Raw genomic sequence first — 19,873 nt, forward strand, 5'->3', positions numbered from 1 at the left:
CCACGACCCCGCGACGTCCGGGAACACGGACGGACGTCGGCGGCCGGCCACGTCCGGTCCTTCTCGGCCCGTTGCCGCACGGAGCCCCCGAGGGCCTCGTACTCGGCGGGGGTGAGCAGCCGGTCCGGCTTTCGGAACGGGTGTGGAGTTTCTGTGTGCAAGCGCTTCGCCGTCCGGGACAATCTGGCGTCACGGGGGTGTTCACGTGGCACGGGGTGTTTTCGGGGAGGGGTGCGCGCATGGGGCGGCGTTCCGGGGGGCTGATCGGGATCTGGGCCGAGCAGCAGAGGGTGGCGCAGCGGCAGCGGGAGGGGCAGCAGCAGGCCGTGCTGCGGCAGCGGCGGGAGGCCGAGCGGCAGCAGCGGGCGTACGAGCGGGACGTGTCCCGGATGCAGCGGGAGCAGCGGGCCGCCTACCGGCGGCACCGGGACGCCGACGCCCTGAGGAAGACCCGCGAGATCGACGAGCGGGTGGCCGCGCTCGAAGGGCTGCTCGCCGCCGGGTGCCGGGCGCCCGCCTTCCGGGTGGAGTCGCTGCGGCGGGCCGAGGAGGTCGAGCCGTTCGCGCCGGGGACCTTGGCGCAGCCCGTACCCGTGCCCGACCAGCGGCACTACTCGGGGCGCGACGGGCGGGCCCGGTTCGAGCGGGACTGGTACGCTGCGCAGGCCGCCGAGGCGCGGCGCCTGGAGTCGCTCGCCGCGTACCGGAGGGAGTACGACGCCTGGGCCGCCGCCCGGACCGCCGAGATCCGGGAGTACAACAGGGGCGTCGCCGGGACCGGCGAGGCCCTGGCCGGTGGTGACGCCGAGACCGTCGTGGACTACTTCTCCGCCGTGCTCTTCGCCTCCGGCGCCTGGCCCGACGGGTTCCCGCGCGAGGTCTCCGCCGCGTACGACCGGGGCGGGCGCGGGTTCGTCCTCGACTGGGACCTGCCCGGGTACGAGGTCGTCCCCGGGATCAAGGGCGTCAAGTACCTGCCTGGCACCGATCAGGAGAAGGAGGTCGCGCGGCCCGTCACCCAGCGGCGGGCGCTCTACCGGAGCGTGATCGCCCAGAGCGTGCTGCTCGCGGTCCGGGAGCTGTTCGCCGCCGACCGCTTCGGGGCCCTGGAGTCCGTCGCCCTCAACGGGTACGTGGGCGGCGTCGACCCGGCCACCGGGCTCGCCTCCCGGGTGTGCGTGGCCTCCCTCGTCGTGGGACGGCAGGACTTCGACCGGCTCAACCTGGAGCTCGTCGCCGCCGTCGACTGCCTGACCGGCGCGCTCGCCGGGCGCCTCTCCGCGAAGCCCGAGGAACGGGCCGCCGTCGCCCCCTTCCGTACGCCCGACCAGGTCGGTGGTGACGTCGTCGTGCAGGGGGACGGGGAGGAGCCCGATCTGCTCTCCATGGACCCCGTCGCCTTCGAGGGACTCGTCGCCGAACTCTTCCGGGCCCGCGGGCTCCAGGCCGTCACCACCCGCCGCTCCAACGACGGCGGGGTCGACGTCGAGGCCCTCGACCCCGACCCCATCAGCGGTGGTTCGATCCTCGTCCAGGTGAAGCGGTACCGGAACACCGTCCCGCCCTCCGCCGTCCGCGACCTCTTCGGGACCGTGCAGGGCGCCGGCGCCAACAAGGGCGTCCTCGTCACCACGTCGAAGTTCGGGCCCGGGTCCTACGCCTTCGCCGACGGCAAGCCGCTGACGCTGATCTCCGGCACCGAGCTCGTCGACCTGCTCCACCGGCACGGACTGCGGGGGCGGTTGGGCGCTCCCGCGGCGGAGACGGCCCCCGCTCACGACGCCCCGCCCTCCGAGGACTTCAACCTGCTCGGGATGGTGTGGCGCGGCTCCGTCGCCCTCGACGTCTGCGCGCTCGTCTGCGAGGGCGGGCGGGTGCTCGGCGACGAGTGGTTCGTCTTCTACAACAACCCCGCCACGCCCGACGGTTCCGTCGCCGTGGTGACCGCCGCCCCCGGCGACCGCGCCGCCGTCCGCGTCGGGTTCGACGCCCTGCCCGCCCGGGCCGACCGGCTCGTCCTCGTCGCGGCCGTCGACCCCGAGGTCGACCCGGACGCCGACCTCCGCGGGTTCACGGAGGCCGGGATACGGCTCCGGGACGGCTCCGGCGGCGAGCTCGACCGGCTCGACGTGTCCGACGGGCGGGACGGCGAGACCGCCCTCGTCCTCGGGTCGTTCCGGCGGCGGGCCGGGGGCGACTGGGACTTCGTGGTCGGGGGGAAGGGGTACGCGGGCGGGCTCGGGGAGTTGGTCGGGGACTTCGGCATCCGGGTGGAGTGAGGCCGCCCGCCCGTTCCGGGGCCCGGGTCTCCGTCCCGGGGCCGCCCTCCCGTCTCGGGGTCGGGCCCCCTTCCCGGCGCCCCCTACCTCCCGCTCAACCTGTTCGCCAGCACCGCCACCCGGTCCGTCCGGGCCGAGTGCCCCAGGGCCTCGCGGCGGTCCGCGCCCCGGAACGCCGCGTACATGGTCTGCACGCCGAGCCAGCGCAGCGGCTCGGGTTCCCACTTGCGGACCTTGTGGTCGACCCAGGGGAGGGCCGTCAGGTCGGTCGGGCCCGACTGGCCGGAGTCCTGTTGGATCAGGTCGCGCAGGGTGCGGGCGGCGAGGTTGGCGGTGGCGACGCCCGAGCCGACGTAGCCGCCCGCCCAGCCCAGGCCCGTGGAGCGGTCGAGGGTGACCGTCGCGCACCAGTCGCGCGGGACGCCGAGGACGCCGGACCAGGCGTGGTCCACCCGCACCCCCGCGAGCTGCGGGAAGAAGCGGACCAGGATCTCGCGCAGGGCCTCGACCGTCTGCGGCCGGGTGCGCCCGTCGTTGTCGGTCTTCGAGCCGAAGCGGTACGGGACGCCCCGGCCGCCGAGCGCGATCCGGCCGTCGGCGGTGCGCTGGGCGTACATGTACGCGTGCGCCATGTCGCCCAGGGTCTCGCGGCCCTCCCAGCCGATGGACTCCCACTGCGCGTCGGTGAGCGGCTCGGTGGCGATCATCGAGGAGTTCATGGGGAGCCAGGTGCGGCGCTGGCCGGAGAGGGAGGCCGTGAAGCCCTCGGTGCAGCGCAGGACGTACGGGGCGCGGACCGTGCCGTACGGGGTGACCGCGTGCTTCGGCCTGATCTCCGTCACCGGGGTCGACTCGTGGATCGTGACCCCCAGCGCCTCGACCGCCGCCGCGAGGCCCTTCACCAGCTTCACCGGGTGCAGGCGGGCGCCGTGCGGGGTCCAGGAGGAGCCGACGGCGCCGGTGACGCGGACGCGTGCGGCGGTGTCCCGGGCCCCGTACAGCACGCGGTCGGTCTCGCCGAAGGCGATCTCCACCGAGTGGAAGTCCCTGAGCCGGGTCAACTGGGCGGGCGATAGGGCGACTTCGAGGACGCCGCCCCGGTGCACGTCGGCGTCGATCTTCTCCCGCTCGCAGACGTCGACGACCTCGGTGACGGTGGCGTTCATGGCCTGCTGGAGGCGGACGGCCGCCTCGTGGCCGTGGAGCTTCGCGTAGCGGTCGCGGCCGGCGATGCCGTTGTAGAGCCAGCCGCCGTTGCGCCCGGAGGCGCCGTACCCGCAGAACTTCGCCTCCAGGACCGTGATGTTGAGGAAGGGCACGGCCTTCTTCAGGTAGTAGGCGGTCCACAGGCCGGTGTAGCCGCCGCCCACGATGCAGACGTCGGCGTTCGTGTCGCCGGGGAGCGGCTCGCGGGGAGCGGGGGTGCCCTCCTGCGCGTACCAGAACGAGATGCCGCCGTTGACCGTGCTCATGTCTACCCCTGGATTCGGAATGCGTGGGCGGGACGTTACCCGGCACCCCCGGCCCGTGGATACGGCTGTCGTGGTGGGGGATTCCGCGCCGGACCCGGCACCGTGTCTAGGCTCGGCGGCATGATTCACGTACCGGAGGAACTCGCGCGGTCACAGGCGAAGTACAACGGTGAGGCGGGGCGGGCGTTCGTCGCCGGGCTGCCCCGGACGGCCGAGGAGTTCCTCGGCCGGTGGGGGCTGCGGGTCACCGGGCCCTCGATGTACGGGGTGGCCTCGCTGGTCCTCCCGGTGGAGCGGCGCGCGGACGGGACGCCCGCCGCGCTGAAGATGCAGCTCCTCGACGAGGAGAGCGAGGGCGAGCCGGCCGGGCTGCGCGCCTGGGCCGGGGCGGGTGCCGTACGGCTCCTCGACCACGATCCCGCCACCGGGACCATGCTCCTGGAGCGCCTCGACGAGGCCCGGCCGCTGTCGTCCCTCGCGGACACGCGGGAGGCGGTGCGGATCGCCGCAGGCCTCCTCGCCCGGCTCACGGCCGTCCCCGCGCCGCCCGGTCTGCGCACGCTCGGCGACATCGCGGCCGGGATGCTCGCGGAGGTGCCCGGGGCCGCCGCCCGGCTGGGTCCGGAGGACGCGGCGGTGCTGCGGGACTGCGCGGCGGCGGTACGGGAGGTGGCGGGCGAGCCGGGCGACCGGCTGCTCCACTGGGACCTGCACCTCGGGAACGTCCTGGCCGCCGGGCGCGAGCCCTGGCTGGCGATCGACCCCAAGCCGCTCGCGGGCGACCCCGGCTTCGACCTCCTCCCGGCGCTCGTGGACCGCTTCGACCCGGACCCGGACGAGGTGCTGTGGCGGTTCGACCTGCTCGCCGGGGTCGTCGGGGACCGGCGGCGCGCGGTGGCGTGGACGCTGGGGCGGGTCCTCCAGAACGGGCTGTGGGACGTCGAGGACGGCGAGCCCTCCCTCGACGCCGGACAGGTCGCGGTCGCGCGGATCCTGCGGGAGCGGCGGGGCTGACGCCGACGGCGGGTCCACGACGTGGATCCCGCTGGTCACGGAGGCCCGTCCCGGGGCACCCTGGCCCCATGATCCGTACCGCCACCCCCGCCGACGTCCCCGCCGTCCACGCCATGGTCCGCGAGCTCGCGGAGTACGAGAAGGCCCTCGACGAGGCCCGCGCCACCCCCGAGCAGCTGCACGAGGCCCTCTTCGGCGAGCGACCCGCCGCCTTCGCGCACATCGCGGAGGACGCGGCCGGCGAGCCGGTCGGCTTCGCGCTCTGGTTCCTCAACTTCTCGACCTGGCGCGGGGTCCACGGCATCTACCTGGAGGACCTGTACGTCCGTCCGGAGGCGCGCGGCGGCGGCCACGGCAAGGCCCTGCTGCGCGAGCTGGCCCGGATCTGCGTCGAGCGCGGCTACGAGCGCCTGGAGTGGTCCGTCCTGGACTGGAACGAGCCCTCGATCGCCTTCTACGAGTCCCTGGGCGCCCGCCCGCAGGACGAGTGGACGGTCTACCGGCTGACGGACGGGGCCCTGGCGGAACTCGGCGGGGCGGCGGGAGTGTAGGAAAGGGCCATGGACAACACCATGGACAGCGACAACGGCAACGGCAACGACGGCAACGACATCGAGCAGCGGTTCCGGCGGATCACCGACTTCGTCGAGGCCCGCCTCACCCCGCTCTTCGACCCCGCGAACGGCAGCGACCACGGCTTCGGCATGGACGACACCTCCCGCGCGCTGCGGGCCGCCCGCTACACCGTGCAGGCCGCGTCGGCCGTCTCCGGCCTCGTGGAGAAGCGCGCCACGGCGCCGGAGCTGCGGCAGGTCGTGGACCAGGCCCTCGAACACAACTGGGACGTGCTGCGGTCCGTCGCCCGGATGTGGGAGGACCACCCCGACTTCCTGAAGGAGTTCAAGGCGCACTCCTGGGACGTGGTCGGGGCCGTCTGAGGCCCGGGACCCCTATGGGACCAGGACCACCTTGCCCGTCGTGCCCCGGTTCTCCAGGGCGCGGTGGGCCCGTGCCGCCTCCGCGAGGGGGAAGCGGTGGACCGCCGGGCGGAGGGAGCCGTCGGCCGCGGCGGCGAGGGCGGCGCGTTCGAGGACGCGGATGTCGCCGCCCGCCTTCTCGATCATCACCGGGCCGAGGACGGACTCCGAGGTGATGCCCCGCTCGGCCAGCTCCTCGGGGGTGAAGGCGAGCGGTTCGCCGTCGTGGAGGCCGGCCCCGGACCAGCCGAAGACGACGTGCTGCCCGCCCTTGCCGAGGAGGTCCACGGCGGCGCGGCCGGTGTCGCCGCCGACCGAGTCGAAGACGACCGTGGCCGTACGCCCGCCCAGGGACCCGTCCAGGTACGCGCAGACCTTCTCCGGCCAGTCGGGCTCCAGGTAGTCGACGGCCAGGTCGGCGCCGTTCTCCCGGACCAGGGCGGTCTTCGCGGGCCCGCCCGCGAGGCCGACGACGGTGGCGCCGGCGTTCCTGGCGTACTGGACGAGCAGGGTGCCGATGCCGCCCGCCGCCGCGGGGACGATCGCGACCGACTCGGGCCCCAGTTCCGTGAACCGGAGGATGCCCAGGGTCGTGCGGCCGGTGCCGATCATGGCGACGGCCTCCGCCTCGCCGAGGTGGTCGGGCAGGGCGTGGAGCCGGGCGGCGTCGGTGACGGCGAGCTCCGCGTACCCCCCGGGGGCCATGCCGAGGTGGGCGACGACCCGCCGGCCGAGCCAGGACGGGTCGGTGCCGTCGCCGAGCGCGTCGACCGTGCCGGCGACCTCGCGGCCGGGGACCGTGGGCAGCTCGGCGGGTGCCGGGAAGGGGCCCGGCGCGCCCTCCCGGAGCGCGGTGTCGAGGAGGTGCACCCCGGCGGCCGCGACCCGGACGCGGACCTGTCCGGGGCCCGGGACGGGGTCGGGCACCTCCTCGTACGTGAGGTTCTCGGCGGGCCCGAAGGCGTGGAGGCGGACGGCGTGCATGGCGGTTCCCCTGTCGTCGTGCGACGGATCGCGGTGGTCGTGACGGGGAAAGCCTCCGACCTCGAGCGCGCTTGAGGTCAAGGCCGTGAGGGATCAGTGCGTCCCGTGTGCGAGCCGCTCCGCGCGCAGCGCCAGCGACACCGCCTCGACCGCGCTGGTGAACGACACCTCCGACAGGACGCCCGGTGCCGCGACCTGGTCGCCCACCAGGTACACCCCGTCGCCCCGGTCGACGGCCGGCCGGTCGCGCCAGGTGGTGCCGGGGCGGTCCACCGCTCCCGTACGGCCCCGGGAGAGCGACGCGCGCCGCCACACCGTCCGCTCGCGCCAGCCGGGGAAGCCGAGGTCGAGCAGCCGTTCCGCGTGGGCGACCCCGTCCGCCCGCGTCCCGTCGGGCCCGACGGGCAGCTGGGCCTGGAGGAGCTGCTGCCCGGCGGGGGCGAGCGAGGGGTCCTGTGCGGTGAACCGCTCGATCCAGCCGGGCGCGTCCAGGTCGGAGACGACGAACGGGTCCCCCTTCCGGGTCCGCAGCGCCAGGTCGACCAGGACCGTCCGGCCGCTCTCCCAGGTCAGCGAGGGGTCGTCGAGGAGCCGGGCGGCGGCGGGCAGGGCGGTGGCGACGATCACCGGCCCCCCGCCGGCCGGCAGCGCGTCGACCCGGGACGAGGTCTCGATCCGTACGCCGAGCTCCCGCGCCCGGTCCGCCATCCGCCCGATCAGCGCGCCCCAGCCGCCCCGGACGTAGTGCGCCTCGGGCGGCAGGGCGGCGGCCCGGTGCAGCCGTTCCTGCACGAAGCGGGCGGAGAGCGCGCCGGGGTCGTGGTGGAAGAGCGCGACCCCGCTGTACGCGGCGGCGACGCGGGCGGTCCGCGCGCCGGCGAGCCCGGTGGCCCAGGTGCGGAAGTCGGTGTCGACGGGGGCGTTCCGGGCGGTGCGGAGGGACTGGCGGAGCAGGCCGGGCGGCGGAGTGCGGCGGAGGGCGCCGTCGCGGTGGAAGCGGAAGCGGAAGACCTCGGCGGGCGGCAGCGGGGCGAGCGGCCCGAGGAGGCCGCGCTGCTTCAGCCAGGTCCAGTGCGGGCCGCCGCTGTAGAGCGCGTGCGGGCCGTCGTTCGTGCGGTACGGGCCGTCGGCGGTGCGCGCCCGGCCGCCGAGGGTCCGGTGGGCCTCGTACAGGGTCACGGCGGTGCCGGCCTCGGCGGCGGTGACGGCCGCGGTCAGTCCGGCGAAGCCGCCGCCGACGATCGTGAGCTTCCGCATGTCGCTCTCCCTCGTTCTCGGGTTCCGTACGGGGGACGGGACGGACGAGCGCGTTCGTGACACGGGGGCGTTGTCGGTGTCGTACCTCACCATGGGGGGATGGCGAACCACGGCGCGAGGGCGACGACGCGGAAGAGGAAGGTGCCGGGGGCCCGGCGGCCGGAGGTGCGGCTGCCGCCCCTGGAGCCGTACAGGGGAGGTCTGGAGCCGGACGGGGACTACGACGGCCTGGAGCTGTCCGGGCTCGATCTGACCGGGCAGTCGGGGGAGGGGTCCCGGTTCCTGGACTGCGCGCTGCGCGAGTGCGGCCTCGACGGGGCGCGGCTGACGAACGCGCGGTTCCTGGACTCGGTCCTGAGCGGGGTGCGGGGCGTGGGGACGGACCTGGCGGGGGCGCAGCTGCGGGACGTGGAGTTCCTGGAGGCGCGGCTCGGCGGGACACAGCTGCACGGCGCCGTCCTGGAGCGGGTGGTGGTCCGGGGCGGCAAGATCGACTACCTGAACCTGCGGTCCGCGCGGCTGAAGGACGTCGTCTTCGAGGGGTGCGTGCTGAGCGAGCCGGACTTCGGGGGCGCGGTCCTCGAACGGGTCGAGTTCGTGGACTGCGCCCTGACCGGGGCGGACTTCTCGGGGGCGCGGCTCGGGGACGTGGACCTGCGGGGGGCCCGGCGCCTGGAGATCGCGCGCGGGGTGGAGTCCCTGGCGGGGGCCGTGGTCTCGACGGCCCAGCTCTTCGACCTGGCGCCGGTGCTCGCGGCGCAGCTGGGGGTGCGGGTGGAAGAAGGCTAGGGCATCCGGGGGAAGCGGGCCTGGAGGGACCAGACGGCCGGGTTGTCGGCGAGGCCCTCGTGCATGTCGGTGAGGTCCGCGATCAGGTCGTGCAGGAAGTCGCGGGCCTCGCGGCGCAGTTCGGCGTGGTTGAAGGTCACCGGCGGTTCGTCGCCCGGCATCCAGTCGGCCTCGACGTCCACCCAGCCGAAGCGGCGCTCGAACAGCATCCGGTCCGTGGACTCGGTGAAGTCGAGCTCCGCGTACTGCGGCTGCGCGGCCCGGCTCCCGCGCGGGTCCCGGTCGAGCTGCTCCACGATGTCGCAGAGCGCCCACGCGAAGTCGAGCACCGGCACCCACCCCCAGGCCGTGGACACCTCCCGGTCCGCCTCGGTGTCCGCGAGGTACACGTCCCCGCAGAACAGGTCGTGCCGCAGCGCGTGGACGTCCGCGCGGCGGTAGTCGGTCTGCGGGGGGTCGGGGAAGCGACGCGAGAGGGAGTAGCCGATGTCGAGCACGGGGTCGATGGTGTCACGGCCCCGGACCTCGCGGCCCCGGGCCCGGTTCGTACGGCCCCGGACCCGGTCCTCGCGGCGCCGGGCCCGCTCCTCGTAACCCCGGGCCCGCCCCGTACGAGAAGGCCACCGACCCCGTACGAGAAGGCCACCGACCCCGTACGAGAAGGTCACCGACCCCGTACGAGGAGCTCACCGACCCCGCCCGTGCACCGCCCGCGCCACCCGGGGGCCCAGCCAGCGCTTGAGGCGGCGGAGGGGTTCCAGGCTGCCGGCGGCGCGGTCGAGGCGGTAGTACAGCTGGGGCGGGACGTGCGGGAGGAGGGGTGAGTGGCGCTGGCCGAGGAGGGCGAACATGCGGGCCGGCTCCAGGCGCATGTAGCGGGGGAGGTTCTCGTACCAGCGGGCGCTGTAGCGGGCGGCGCTCTGGGCGGAGACGAGTTCGGCGCGGCGCCGCTTCCCGTACAGGGTCAGGGCCGTGTCGAGGTCCCGGCCGGGGGAGTCCAGGGCGTCCGCGAGGGCGAGCGCGTCCTCCAGGGCCAGGGTGGTGCCCGCGCCGATCGAGTAGTGCGTGGTGTGGGCGGCGTCCCCGAGGAGGACCAGGTTGCCCCGGTGCCAGACGCGGTTGGTGAGCGTGCGGAAGGTGAGCCACCGGGCGGGCTCCTCCGCCCGGTCCCGGCCGATCAGCTCGTGCCCGTCGAGCAGGTCGTGGAAGAGCTTCTCCAGGAGGCGCAGGCCGTCGGCCTCCCCGAGCGCGTCCAGGCCCAGACCGGTCCAGGTCTCCGGGGAGCACTCGACGACGCAGGTGGAGCGCTCGCCGCTGAAGCCGTAGGCGTAGCACCAGATCCAGCCGTGCTCCGTCTCCTTGAAGGCGAAGCTGAACGAGTCGAAGACCTTGGTCGTGCCGAGCCAGACGTACCGGTTCCGGCCGCCGGTGACCTCGCTGCCGAAGTGGTCCGCGTACGCCTCGCGCAGCGCGCTGTTCACCCCGTCGGCGGCGACCACCAGGTCCGCGTCCGCGAGCTCGGGCGCGTCCGGGCCGCTCACGCCGTGCTCGAACTCGATCCGCACGCCCAGGTCGCGGGCGCGGGCCGCGAGCAGCGCCAGCATCCGCCGGCGCCCGATGCCGAAGCCCGCGTCGCCCCGGTGGACGGTCCGCTCGTCGCGGACGATCGCGACCCCGTCGGTCCAGGTCACGGAGGCGTCCGCGACGGCCCGCGCGGACTCCGGATCGCCCGCGCGCAGCTTGCCGAGGAGCCCGGCCCAGTACGTGACGCCCCAGCCGTACGTGGAACCCTCCGGGTTCCGCTCGTACACCGTGATCTCGTGCGACGGGTCCCGTCGCTTCAGCAGGACCGAGAGGTAGAGGCCGGCGGGACCGCCGCCGACGATCGCGAGCTTCACGTGCGCTCCACTGGGACTGAGGCATGACACCGTGCGGTTGTGAGGTGACGCACGGTAGCAGTGGAGGGTGGGTGCGGAGGCGAACGCCGTACGGGGACGTACGGGTGGGGCGCCGTCAGGGCAGCAGCCTGCGCTCCTTCGCCACCGCCACCGCGCCCGCCCGCGTGTCCACGCCGAGCTTGGCGTAGATCCGGCCCAGGTGGGTCTTCACCGTCGCCTCGCTGATGAACAGGGCCCGCGCGATCTCCCGGTTGCCGAGGCCGCGCCCCAGCTGTCCGAGGATGTCCCGCTCCCGGTCGGTGAGGCTCGGGGCCGCCGCGCCCCGCATCCGGTCCATGACCCGGCTGGCCACCGGCGGCGAGAGGGCCGTACGGCCCTGCGCCGCCGCGTGGATGGCCGCGAACAGCTCCTCCGGCCGTTCGGCCTTCAGGAGGTAGCCGGTGGCGCCCGCCTCGATCGCCCGCGTGATGTCGGCGTCCGTGTCGTACGTGGTGAGGACGAGGACGTGGACGCCGGTGGGCGCGATCCGGCGGGTCGCCTCCACCCCGTCGATGCCCGGCCCGAGCTGGAGGTCCATGAGGACGACGTCCGGCTTCAGCTTCGCCGCCATGGCGACCGCCTCCTCGCCGCTGCCCGCCTCGCCCACGACGTCGATGTCGGGGGTGCTGCCGAGGAGGGCGAGCAGCCCGGCGCGGACGACCACGTGGTCGTCGCAGAGCAGGATCCGTACGGAGGGCATCACGACTCCAGGGAGGGGCGGGGGCGGGGGAGCGACGGGCGCGGCGGGTCCGGTGGCGTCACGGCTGCGGGTCCAGCGGGATCGCGGCGGAGAGCACCGTGCCCTCGCCCGGGGCGGACTCGACGGTCAGGGTGCCGCCGAGCTGCTCGGCCCGCACCCGCATCGCGGGCAGCCCGTGGCCGCGCAGTCCGCCCGGCCGGTCCGCCGGGTCGAAGCCGCGCCCGTCGTCGGCGACGTCCAGGACCACCTGGTCGTCGAGGTACGTCAGGGTCACGGCGGCCGAGTCGGCGCCCGCGTGCTCGCGGATGTTCGCCAGGGCGCCCTGCGCGATCCGCAGCAGCGCCGACTGCGCCCGGTCGGGCAGCGGCACCGGAACCCCGTCGACCCGGAACGCCGCCGACTCCCGGGCGGCCAGGCCCCGCAGGGCCTCCTCCAGGCCGCCGCCCTCCGCCAGGTCGGCCGGCGCGAGGTCGTGGACGAAGCGGCGGGCCTCGGCGAGGTTGCGCTCGGCGATGGACGCGGCGGTACGGACGTGCCGGCGGGCCTTCTCCGGATCGCCGTCCCAGGTGCGGTCGGCCGCCTGGAGCAGCATCCGCTGGCTCGACAGGCCCTGCGCCAGGGTGTCGTGGATCTCCATGGAGAGCCGCTGCCGCTCGGCGAGCGTCCCCTCGCGGCGCTCGATCGCGGCGAGTTCGCGCCGGGTGCGGAGCAGGTCGTCGATCAGGGCCCGCTGGCGCGCCGCCTGCCGGTCCGCGTACACGAACACCCCGGTGGCCAGGGCGGCGACGGCCGGCGGGGCGACGATCAGGTTCGGGTCCCAGCCGCCGTGCGCGAGCCGGACCTGCGCGAAGACCACGAAGGCGGTGAGCAGGGCGACCAGGCCGAGCGCGGCGCGCGGCGGGAGGGTGCGCAGGCCCGTGTAGAAGAGCGGCACCGCGCACCAGGCGAAGCTGGGCGCGAGGACGACGAGGAGCACCCAGACGGCGACGACCGTACCCAGCCAGGCGATCCGGCGCGGGGTGGCGCGGACACGCCCCGAGACGGGGCCGAGGAGGTAGAGGGAGGCGAGCGCGCCGGTGAGGGCGACGATCCAGGGGCTGCGGGTCTCCCAGTCGTGCCGCAGCAGGAAGCGGGCGAGCGAGGCGCCGAGCAGCAGGAAGAACGCGATGTGCATGATCCTCGCCAGCCGGCGGGCGTCCGGGTCCCGCTCCACGTCCTGCTCCATGTCGTGGTCCTTCTGCTCGTGGTCCCTCTGGTCCGTTCGGCGGTCCGACCTGCGCGTACCCCTTCATCCTGGCCCGGTGGGACCAGACCGGCATCAGCCGATCGGCTGACCCGGCCGTCCACCGGTACGCCCCCGGAGGGCAGCCGGACCGTGGACCGGGGGGCCCCGGGAGCGGCCACAGGATGGACGACAGAGCGAGACGGACGCACGGATCGCTCGGGCCGGGGCCCCGCGCCCCTCGTCCCCCTCGCCCACTCGTCCCACGGAGTCCCCATGAAGAAGATCCTCTTCGGTGCCACCGCCGCCGCCGCCATCGCCGCCGGTACCTTCGGCGTGGTCTCCGCGAACGCCACCTCCCCGGCCGCCGCCCCCGCCGCCGCCGTCCGCGCCGACGCCTCGAGCGGCAACCTCCAGCAGTCGACGCACCTGACGATCGAGGCGGCGACGAAGGCCGCGCGGGCGACCCTGAAGGCCGCCGAGCAGGAGAACCAGCGCGTCTCGGTCGCCGTCGTCGACCGCAACGGCAACACGATCGTCACCCTGCGCGGCGACGGCGCCGGCCCGCAGTCCTACGAGTCGGCCGTGAAGAAGGCGTACACCGCCGTCTCCTGGAACGCCCCGACCTCCGAGCTGGCCAAGCGCCTGGCCAACGCCCCCACCCTCAAGGACATCCCGAACACCCTCTTCCTCGCCGGCGGCGCCCCCGTCACCGCCAAGGGCGCCCCCGTCGCGGGCATCGGCGTCGCGGGCGCCCCCTCGGGCGACCTCGACGAGAAGTTCGCCCAGGCCGGCGTCGCCTCCCTCGGCCGGTAAGGCGGGGCGGCAGGACCTCCCCCGATCGGCCGTGGCGCCCGGACCCCCCGCCGGGCGCCACCGCCTTTTCCGTACGAACCCTCCCGTCTGCCTACGATCGGTCCGTGACACACCTTCACCGGACCCGGACCGGAACCCAGACCCGGACCGGAGCCGCCGCCCTCGCCGCCCTCGTAGCCCTCGCCCTGCTCGCGGGCGGCTGCACCGGCGCCGGCGCCGGGGTCCGGGGCACCCCCGGGGCCGCCGGGCTCCGCGACCCGTACTTCCCGAAGCTCGGGAACGGCGGCTACGACGTGGGGCACTACGCCCTCTCCCTCGCGTACGACCCGGACACCGGGCGGATCGACGGCACCGCCGAGATCACCGCCCGCGCCACCCAGGACCTCAGCGCCCTCAACCTCGACCTGTCCGGGCTCACGGTCGGCGGCGCGAGCGTGGACGGCGTCCCCGCCGCGTACCACCGGGCCGGGACCGAGCTGACCCTCCGCCCGCGCGAGGAGATCCGGAAGGGCGCGGAGTTCCGCGCCACCGTCACGTACGCGGGCGTGCCCGAGCCGCTCACGGACGCGGACGGCTCCGAGGAGGGCTGGCTGCGCGACGACGACGGCGGGGTCGTCGCGGTCGGCGAACCGGCCGGTTCCACGACCTGGTTCCCCGGCAACCACCACCCCTCCGACAAGGCCGCGTACGACATCGCCCTCACCGTCCCCGCCGGGACCGACGCCTTCGCCAACGGCGTCAGGACCGGACTCCGCACGGAGGAGGACGGGCGCGTCACCACCGTCTGGCACACGCCCGAGCCGATGGCGAGCCACCTCGCGACGGTCGCGATCGGCCGGTACGAGACGGGGACGGCGACCGCCCTCGGCACCGTGCCCGTGCTGACCGCCGCCGAGCCGGAGGTCGCGGCCGACAGCGCCGCGCTGCGGGCCGAGGTCCCGGCGATCCTCGCCCGGCAGGTGCGGCGCTTCGGCCCGTACCCCTTCTCGGCCGCCGGGGCGGTCGTCACGGAGGACGGGACCCTCGGCTACGCCCTGGAGACCCAGACCCGGCCGGTCTTCCCGGCCTCCTCCTTCGACCGGACGACCCTCGTCCACGAGCTGGCCCACCAGTGGTTCGGCAACTCGGTGACCCCCGCGACCTGGCGGGACCTGTGGCTGAACGAGGGCTTCGCGACGTACGCGGAGTGGCTGTACGCGGAGGAGTACGAGGACGTCCCCGCCCGCACCGCCTTCGAACGGGCCTTCGCGGAGAAGGCCAACTGGGCCTTCCCGCCGGCCGCCCCGCCCGCCGCCGGGAACCTCTTCGACCCGCCCGTCTACCAGCGGGGCGCGATGGTCCTGCACAAGCTGCGCGAGACGGTCGGGGACGGGGCCTTCGACGAGATCCTGCGCGGCTGGCCCGAGGAGCACCGGCACGCCAACGCCACCACCGCCGACTTCACCGCCTACGCGGAGGAGACCGCGGGGGAGGACCTCGGCGACCTGTGGGACGTCTGGCTGTACGGCGAGGAGAAGCCGGACGGGCCTTAGGGAGTGTCCGGCGGCCCCGGCTCCCGGGGGCCGGGGCGACCGCGGCAAGGGCCGAGCCCCGGCGGGGGATCCCCGCCGGGGCTCAGGAGCGGCGGTCCGCCGCGCGCGTCGGGGTCAGAGGTTGACGCCGAAGTCGCGGGCGATGCCCTCCAGGCCCGAGGCGTAGCCCTGGCCGACGGCGCGGAACTTCCACTCGGCGCCGTTGCGGTAGAGCTCGCCGAAGACCATGGCCGTCTCGGTGGCGGCGTCCTCGGAGAGGTCGTAGCGGGCGAGCTCGGCGCCGCCGGCCTGGTTCACGATGCGGATGTACGCGTTGCGGACCTGGCCGAAGTTCTGCGAGCGGGAGACCGCGTCGTAGATGGAGACCGGGAAGACGATCTTGTCGACGTTCGGCGGGAGGGCCGCGAGGTTGACGTTGATCTGCTCGTCGTCGCCGCCGCCCTCGCCGGTGCGGTTGTCACCGGTGTGGACGATGGTCTGGTCCGGCGTCGACTTGTTGTTGAAGAAGACGAAGTGGGCGTCGGAGGCGACCTTCCCGGCGGCGTCCACGCCGATCGCGGAGGCGTCGAGGTCGAAGTCGGTGCCGGTGGTGGTGCGGACGTCCCAGCCGAGGCCCACGGTGACGGCGGCGAGGCCCGGGGCCTCCTTGGTCAGGGAGACGTTGCCGCCCTTGGACAGGCTCACAGCCATGGAAAGTCCCTTTCATCGTGGTGTCGTCGCCTGGAGAAACGCGCGCGACCCCCCGGCGGTTCCCGTTCCGGCCCGGACGGAAATGAGGATGACTCCGACGGCCCAGTGCGGGGAACATGGGGGGCATGTCCGGTCCGTATCCCGTCCGCGGCTCCGTCTCGCTCCCCGAGGCCGAGCTCCAGTGGCGTTTCTCGCGTTCGTCGGGCCCGGGCGGACAGCACGTCAACACCAGCGACTCGCGGGTCGAGCTGCGCTTCGACCTCGCGGCCACCGACGCGCTCCCCGAGGTGTGGAAGGCCCGCGCCCTGGAGCGCCTCGCCTCCCGCCTGGTCGACGGCGTCGTGACCGTACGGGCCTCGGAGCACCGCTCGCAGTGGCGCAACCGGGAGACGGCGGCGGTCCGCCTGGCCGCCCTCCTCGCCGAGGCGACGGCCCCGCCGCCGAAGCCCCGCCGGCCGACGAAGATCCCGCGCGGCATCAACGAGCGGCGGCTGCGGGAGAAGAAGCAGCGCTCGGAGACCAAGCGCACCCGGCGGTCCCGCGACTGGGGCTGAGCGGCGGCGCCGGGCTATCGCCCCAGCTGCCGGTACTTCCCCTGGAAGTACGTCAGGGGCCCGCTGCCGTCCGCCGGGGACGCGCCCGCCGTCAGGACCCGGCCCACCACGAGCGTGTGGTCGCCGGCCACGACGCGGTTCTCGGTGCGGCACTCCAGGACCGCGAGCGCGCCGCCCACGAGCGGGGCGCCGCTCGCCCCGCCGCGCGTGTACGGCAGGTCGGCGAAGAGGAGCCGGTCGCTGACGCGGTTCTTCATCGAGAAGCGCCCGGCGACGTGCCGCTGGTTCTCGGAGAGGACCGAGACCGCCCAGACGGGGACCTCGGTGAGCAGGTCGTCCATGCGGGAGCCGTTGCGGAGGCTGATCAGGACCAGGGGCGGGTCGAGGGAGACCGACGTGAAGGCGGTGGCCGTCATGCCGACGTCCTCGCCGCGCGGGCCGTCGTCGGGGTCGTGCGCCGTCACCAGGACCACGCCCGACGCGAGGCGGGACATCGCCGCCCGGAAGTCTTCGTTGCTCACCCCCTCAGCATGGGGGATCGCCAGGTCGGTCACGGGGGGCGGGGAGGCGGTCTTCTGCAGCACCCTCCCGACGCTAGGACGGCTCCCCGGCGGCCGCATCGGGCGCGGGGACCAGACCCCCCACCCCCGCCGGTCCTAGGACCCGCCCCGAAACCCGGCCGACCCGCCATGACCTGCTGTGACTTGAGTCACAGCAGCCAGTATTTGTTGACCCTGTGTACCGGGTGCGCAGCTCACTGTGATTCAGTGGCAGGCACAGTCCATATGGAAACGCGATTGTGCGACAGGAAGCCGATCAGAACCCTGGAGTTGCTGTCGAGGTCTCGGGGAGAGCGAACGATGGAGACCGAGTCGGAGCCCTACGTCCGCCTCTCGACCCTGCGGCAACTGCACCAGGTCGTGACGGACCTCAACACCGCCCGCAGCCTGGCGGACACCCTGCAGACCGTCGCGGACGGCGTGGTCGCCGGTCTCAACTACGAGCTGGCCTGCGTCAACCTCGTGCGCCCCGACGGTGACCTCGTCGTCGCCGCCTTCGCCGGAAGCTCCGCCGCCGAGGCCCTGATCACCGGCCGGGTCGGCTCCCGCGAGGCCTGGGACCGCCGCCTCTCCATGGGGACCGCCTGGGGCGACCTGCGGTTCATACCGCACACCGAGGGCTGGGTCCTGCTGGACGACGACGTCCCCCAGTGGCACACCGACGGCCCCGCGCCCCGCTTCGAGGACGAGTGGCACCCCCACGACCGCCTCTACGCCCCGATGTACGCCTCCGGATCCGGCCGCGAACTCCTCGGCGTCATATCCGTCGACCGCCCGCGCAACGGCCGGCACCCCGGCCCCTGGGGCCAGGAGGCGCTCCAGATGTACGCCTCGCAGTCGGCCATCGCCATCAGCAACGCCCGCCTCCGCTCCAACATGCAGCGGGCCCTGGTCCGGCTCGAACGGGAGCAGCAGGCCCTGCGCGCCAGTGAGGAATCCTTCCGCCAGGCCTTCGAGTACGCCCCCTCCGGCATGGCCATCGCCGAGATGGGCGGCGACCAGCACGGCCGGCTCCTGCGCACCAACGACGCCCTGTGCCGGCTGCTCGGCCGGCCCGCCTCCGTGATGCGCCGCTACTCCTTCGCCGACCTCGTGCACCCCGAGGACATCGGCACCCTGCTGCGGACCTCCGCCGAGGGCGGCCGGGCCGAGCTGCGGCTCGCCCGCCGCGACGGCACCTACGTGTGGGTCTCCCTGCGGAACTCCGTCGTCGCCGACACCGCCGACGGCCCCCGTTTCCTCCTCACCCACGTCGAGGACATCGAGGAGCGCAAGCGCCACGAGCTCCAGCTCGCCCACCGCGCCTCGCACGACGCCCTCACCGGCCTGCCCAACAGCGCCGAGCTGCGCTCCCGGCTCTCCGCCCGCCTCTGCGAGCGCCCGGCGGACGCCCCCGGCGCGTACGGCGACGGCTACGGATACGGGCCCGTGCCCGGTTCCGGCTTCGGCTATGAGCCCTACGAGCCGTACGAGCCGTACGAGCCCTACGAGCAGCACGAACACGAGCACGGCTTCGGCTTCGAGCCGGCGGGCGGCGCGGGGCCGTACGACCACCACGTCCACATGGTGGCCCCCTCGGGCGGCGAGACCGACGACGGCACCAAGGGGCTCGCGGTCCTCTTCTGCGACCTCGACGGCTTCAAGTCGATCAACGACCGCTTCGGGCACCACACCGGCGACGCCGTCCTCATCGAGGTGGCCCGGCGGCTCACCACCGGCGTGCGGGACGGGGACACCGTCGCCCGGCTCGGCGGCGACGAGTTCGTCGTCCTCGCCGACGGCCTCGGCGCGGCCGACGCCGCCGACCTGGCCGTACGCCTCCGGAACGCGATCATCCCGCCCATCCGGGTGGACGGCCGGGCGGTCCGCGTCGGGGCCAGTTTCGGCATCGGCTGGGCCGAGTGCGGGATGTCCGTGGAGGAGGTCCTGAACTCCGCCGACCAGCGCATGTACGTGGAGAAACGCTCCCGCGCCAAGGTCCAGCGCCGGGCCGGCTGACCCGCCCGCCGGCTCCCACCGGGTCAAGGGTCCGAGTCGGGGAATGGTCCGTTCGGGGTAGGCTCGGCCGGTCGGCGACGGCTGGCGAGCATGGAGAGGATGACCCGGATGGCTGCCGGTAACGACGGCTCGAACAAGCCCGAGGACGACGATCCGTTCGGCTACCTGTACGAGGACGGACGGGCGGCGGGCGCGCAGCCCCCGCAGGGCGGCGGCTACGGCTACCCCGGCCCCGGGCCCGCCCAGCCGGGCGTGCCCCGAACCTCGTACAACCAGGTCAGAACGGTCGGCGACCGCCGCCAGTACGGCGGTCAGCAGCACACGCAGCCGTACGTGCCGCCGCAGCAGCAGGCGCCGTACGGGCAGCCGCACGCGCAGTACGCCGCGCCCGAGACCTACGGCGCCCAGCCGCCCCACCGGACCCCGCCGCCGGCCCCGCAGCGCGGCGGCTCCGGCCGCGGCCCCAACACCAGGGGCCTGCTGATCGGTGCGGTCGCTGTGGTGGCGGTCGTGGTGCTCGGCATCACGGCGGCGGTGATCACGAACAAGAACAAGACCCCCGAGGACGACAAGGCCGGCGGCACCCCGCCCGCCTCGACGGCACCCTCCCGGCCGTCGGAGACGCCGAGCGACGAGCCGAGCGCCGACGAGACGCCGGTCGAGCTGCCGAAGCAGGACGCGGCGACGCTGAAGCTGGGCGGTTCGGCCACCACCGACAAGACGGTCCAGGGCGCCGAGGGCGTGAGCGGCACCTACGTCGCCGGCTTCAACCAGGTCGGCGCCTCGGTGACGTGGAAGGCGAAGATGCCGACGGGGGGCGCGTACCGCCTCACCGTGCGCTACGCCATCCCGGCCGTCGACGCCAACGCCACCCTGACGGTCAACGGCAAGCCGAACACCCTGCCGATCGGCCTGAAGAACTTCGTCCACTCCTCGGACCCGAACCTGGAGAAGAACTGGCAGACCACCTGGGCGCCGGTCACCCTCCAGGAGGGCGAGAACGAGATCAAGATCTCCTGCGAGCAGGGCAACCAGTGCGACGTGCTGCTCGACTGGCTGGAAGTCACACCGGAGAAGTGACCCCGGTGCGGG

The 19,873-nt window shown here is 74.5% G+C and carries 19 protein-coding genes; 10 read left to right on the plus strand and 9 right to left on the minus strand.

The window, feature by feature from the left end:
* Positions 1–239 precede the first annotated feature (239 nt).
* Positions 240–2,279: a restriction endonuclease gene (locus ACFY7E_RS00445; RefSeq protein WP_389479107.1), complete on the plus strand. Its 2,040-nt coding sequence runs from the start codon at positions 240–242 to the stop codon at positions 2,277–2,279.
* An 83-nt stretch (positions 2,280–2,362) separates the two neighbouring features.
* On the opposite strand, the gene ACFY7E_RS00450 is transcribed toward ACFY7E_RS00445, so the two are convergent.
* Positions 2,363–3,751 carry an NAD(P)/FAD-dependent oxidoreductase gene (locus tag ACFY7E_RS00450; RefSeq protein WP_389479109.1) on the minus strand — a complete coding sequence of 463 codons (1,389 nt, stop codon included), beginning with the start codon at positions 3,749–3,751 and terminating at the stop codon, positions 2,363–2,365.
* Between the two features lie 120 nt (positions 3,752–3,871).
* On the opposite strand from ACFY7E_RS00450, the gene ACFY7E_RS00455 reads away from it, so the two are divergent.
* The 3 genes from ACFY7E_RS00455 to ACFY7E_RS00465 all read left to right on the plus strand — a co-directional run bounded on the left by ACFY7E_RS00455 (position 3,872) and on the right by ACFY7E_RS00465 (position 5,703).
* The gene (locus tag ACFY7E_RS00455; RefSeq protein ID WP_389479111.1) at positions 3,872–4,765 is read left to right on the plus strand and encodes an aminoglycoside phosphotransferase family protein; all 894 of its coding nucleotides are present in this window, start codon (positions 3,872–3,874) and stop codon (positions 4,763–4,765) included.
* Between the two features lie 68 nt (positions 4,766–4,833).
* Positions 4,834–5,316, plus strand: a complete 483-nt coding sequence (locus ACFY7E_RS00460; RefSeq protein ID WP_389479113.1) for a GNAT family N-acetyltransferase — start codon at positions 4,834–4,836, stop codon at positions 5,314–5,316.
* Between the two features lie 9 nt (positions 5,317–5,325).
* Positions 5,326–5,703 carry a hypothetical protein gene (locus ACFY7E_RS00465; RefSeq protein ID WP_389479115.1) on the plus strand — a complete coding sequence of 126 codons (378 nt, stop codon included), beginning with the start codon at positions 5,326–5,328 and terminating at the stop codon, positions 5,701–5,703.
* 12 nt (positions 5,704–5,715) lie between these two features.
* Here ACFY7E_RS00465 and ACFY7E_RS00470 read toward each other — a convergent pair whose 3' ends face one another.
* Together ACFY7E_RS00470 and ACFY7E_RS00475 are read right to left on the minus strand one after the other, a co-directional pair.
* Positions 5,716–6,726, minus strand: a complete 1,011-nt coding sequence (locus tag ACFY7E_RS00470) for a zinc-binding dehydrogenase (RefSeq protein ID WP_389479117.1) — start codon at positions 6,724–6,726, stop codon at positions 5,716–5,718.
* A gap of 93 nt (positions 6,727–6,819) precedes the next feature.
* On the minus strand, positions 6,820–7,983 hold the full coding sequence (locus ACFY7E_RS00475; RefSeq protein WP_389479119.1) for an NAD(P)-binding protein: 1,164 nt from the start codon (positions 7,981–7,983) through the stop codon (positions 6,820–6,822).
* A 99-nt stretch (positions 7,984–8,082) separates the two neighbouring features.
* Between ACFY7E_RS00475 and ACFY7E_RS00480 the strand changes: the two genes are divergently transcribed.
* Positions 8,083–8,772 carry a pentapeptide repeat-containing protein gene (locus ACFY7E_RS00480; protein ID WP_389479121.1) on the plus strand — a complete coding sequence of 230 codons (690 nt, stop codon included), beginning with the start codon at positions 8,083–8,085 and terminating at the stop codon, positions 8,770–8,772.
* On the opposite strand, the gene ACFY7E_RS00485 is transcribed toward ACFY7E_RS00480, so the two are convergent.
* The 4 genes from ACFY7E_RS00485 to ACFY7E_RS00500 all read right to left on the minus strand — a co-directional run bounded on the left by ACFY7E_RS00485 (position 8,769) and on the right by ACFY7E_RS00500 (position 12,634).
* Positions 8,769–9,269 carry a hypothetical protein gene (locus ACFY7E_RS00485; RefSeq protein ID WP_389479123.1) on the minus strand — a complete coding sequence of 167 codons (501 nt, stop codon included), beginning with the start codon at positions 9,267–9,269 and terminating at the stop codon, positions 8,769–8,771. The two genes, ACFY7E_RS00480 and ACFY7E_RS00485, sit on opposite strands and share 4 nt — an antisense overlap.
* Before the next feature lie 189 nt (positions 9,270–9,458).
* Positions 9,459–10,670: an FAD-dependent monooxygenase gene (locus ACFY7E_RS00490; protein ID WP_389479125.1), complete on the minus strand. Its 1,212-nt coding sequence runs from the start codon at positions 10,668–10,670 to the stop codon at positions 9,459–9,461.
* A gap of 115 nt (positions 10,671–10,785) precedes the next feature.
* The gene (locus tag ACFY7E_RS00495; RefSeq protein WP_383441486.1) at positions 10,786–11,409 is read right to left on the minus strand and encodes a response regulator; all 624 of its coding nucleotides are present in this window, start codon (positions 11,407–11,409) and stop codon (positions 10,786–10,788) included.
* Between the two features lie 58 nt (positions 11,410–11,467).
* Positions 11,468–12,634 carry a sensor histidine kinase gene (locus tag ACFY7E_RS00500; RefSeq protein ID WP_389479127.1) on the minus strand — a complete coding sequence of 389 codons (1,167 nt, stop codon included), beginning with the start codon at positions 12,632–12,634 and terminating at the stop codon, positions 11,468–11,470.
* Between the two features lie 273 nt (positions 12,635–12,907).
* Here ACFY7E_RS00500 and ACFY7E_RS00505 point away from each other — a divergent pair, with 273 nt between their 5' ends.
* The gene (locus ACFY7E_RS00505) at positions 12,908–13,447 is read left to right on the plus strand and encodes a heme-binding protein (protein WP_389479129.1); all 540 of its coding nucleotides are present in this window, start codon (positions 12,908–12,910) and stop codon (positions 13,445–13,447) included.
* A gap of 104 nt (positions 13,448–13,551) precedes the next feature.
* Positions 13,552–14,979, plus strand: a complete 1,428-nt coding sequence (locus tag ACFY7E_RS00510) for a M1 family metallopeptidase (protein WP_389479131.1) — start codon at positions 13,552–13,554, stop codon at positions 14,977–14,979.
* A 114-nt stretch (positions 14,980–15,093) separates the two neighbouring features.
* On the opposite strand, the gene ACFY7E_RS00515 is transcribed toward ACFY7E_RS00510, so the two are convergent.
* Complete coding sequence (locus ACFY7E_RS00515; protein WP_030221799.1) at positions 15,094–15,669, minus strand: TerD family protein; 576 nt, start codon at positions 15,667–15,669, stop codon at positions 15,094–15,096.
* Positions 15,670–15,785: 116 nt separating this feature from the next.
* Here ACFY7E_RS00515 and arfB point away from each other — a divergent pair, with 116 nt between their 5' ends.
* The gene (arfB, locus tag ACFY7E_RS00520) at positions 15,786–16,223 is read left to right on the plus strand and encodes an alternative ribosome rescue aminoacyl-tRNA hydrolase ArfB (RefSeq protein WP_389479135.1); all 438 of its coding nucleotides are present in this window, start codon (positions 15,786–15,788) and stop codon (positions 16,221–16,223) included.
* A gap of 14 nt (positions 16,224–16,237) precedes the next feature.
* Here the strand turns inward: arfB and ACFY7E_RS00525 are convergent, their stop codons facing one another.
* The gene (locus tag ACFY7E_RS00525; protein ID WP_389479137.1) at positions 16,238–16,807 is read right to left on the minus strand and encodes a flavin reductase family protein; all 570 of its coding nucleotides are present in this window, start codon (positions 16,805–16,807) and stop codon (positions 16,238–16,240) included.
* 276 nt (positions 16,808–17,083) lie between these two features.
* Here ACFY7E_RS00525 and cdgB point away from each other — a divergent pair, with 276 nt between their 5' ends.
* Positions 17,084–18,781 (plus strand): diguanylate cyclase CdgB, encoded by a 1,698-nt coding sequence (gene cdgB, locus ACFY7E_RS00530; protein ID WP_389479139.1) that lies wholly within the window; start codon positions 17,084–17,086, stop codon positions 18,779–18,781.
* A gap of 108 nt (positions 18,782–18,889) precedes the next feature.
* Positions 18,890–19,861, plus strand: coding sequence for a CBM35 domain-containing protein (locus ACFY7E_RS00535; RefSeq protein WP_389479142.1), 972 nt, complete (start codon positions 18,890–18,892; stop codon positions 19,859–19,861).
* The last annotated feature ends 12 nt before the right edge of the window (positions 19,862–19,873 follow it).

This window comes from Streptomyces sp. NPDC012825, from assembly GCF_042900925.1.
Classification (GTDB): Bacteria; Actinomycetota; Actinomycetes; order Streptomycetales; family Streptomycetaceae; genus Streptomyces.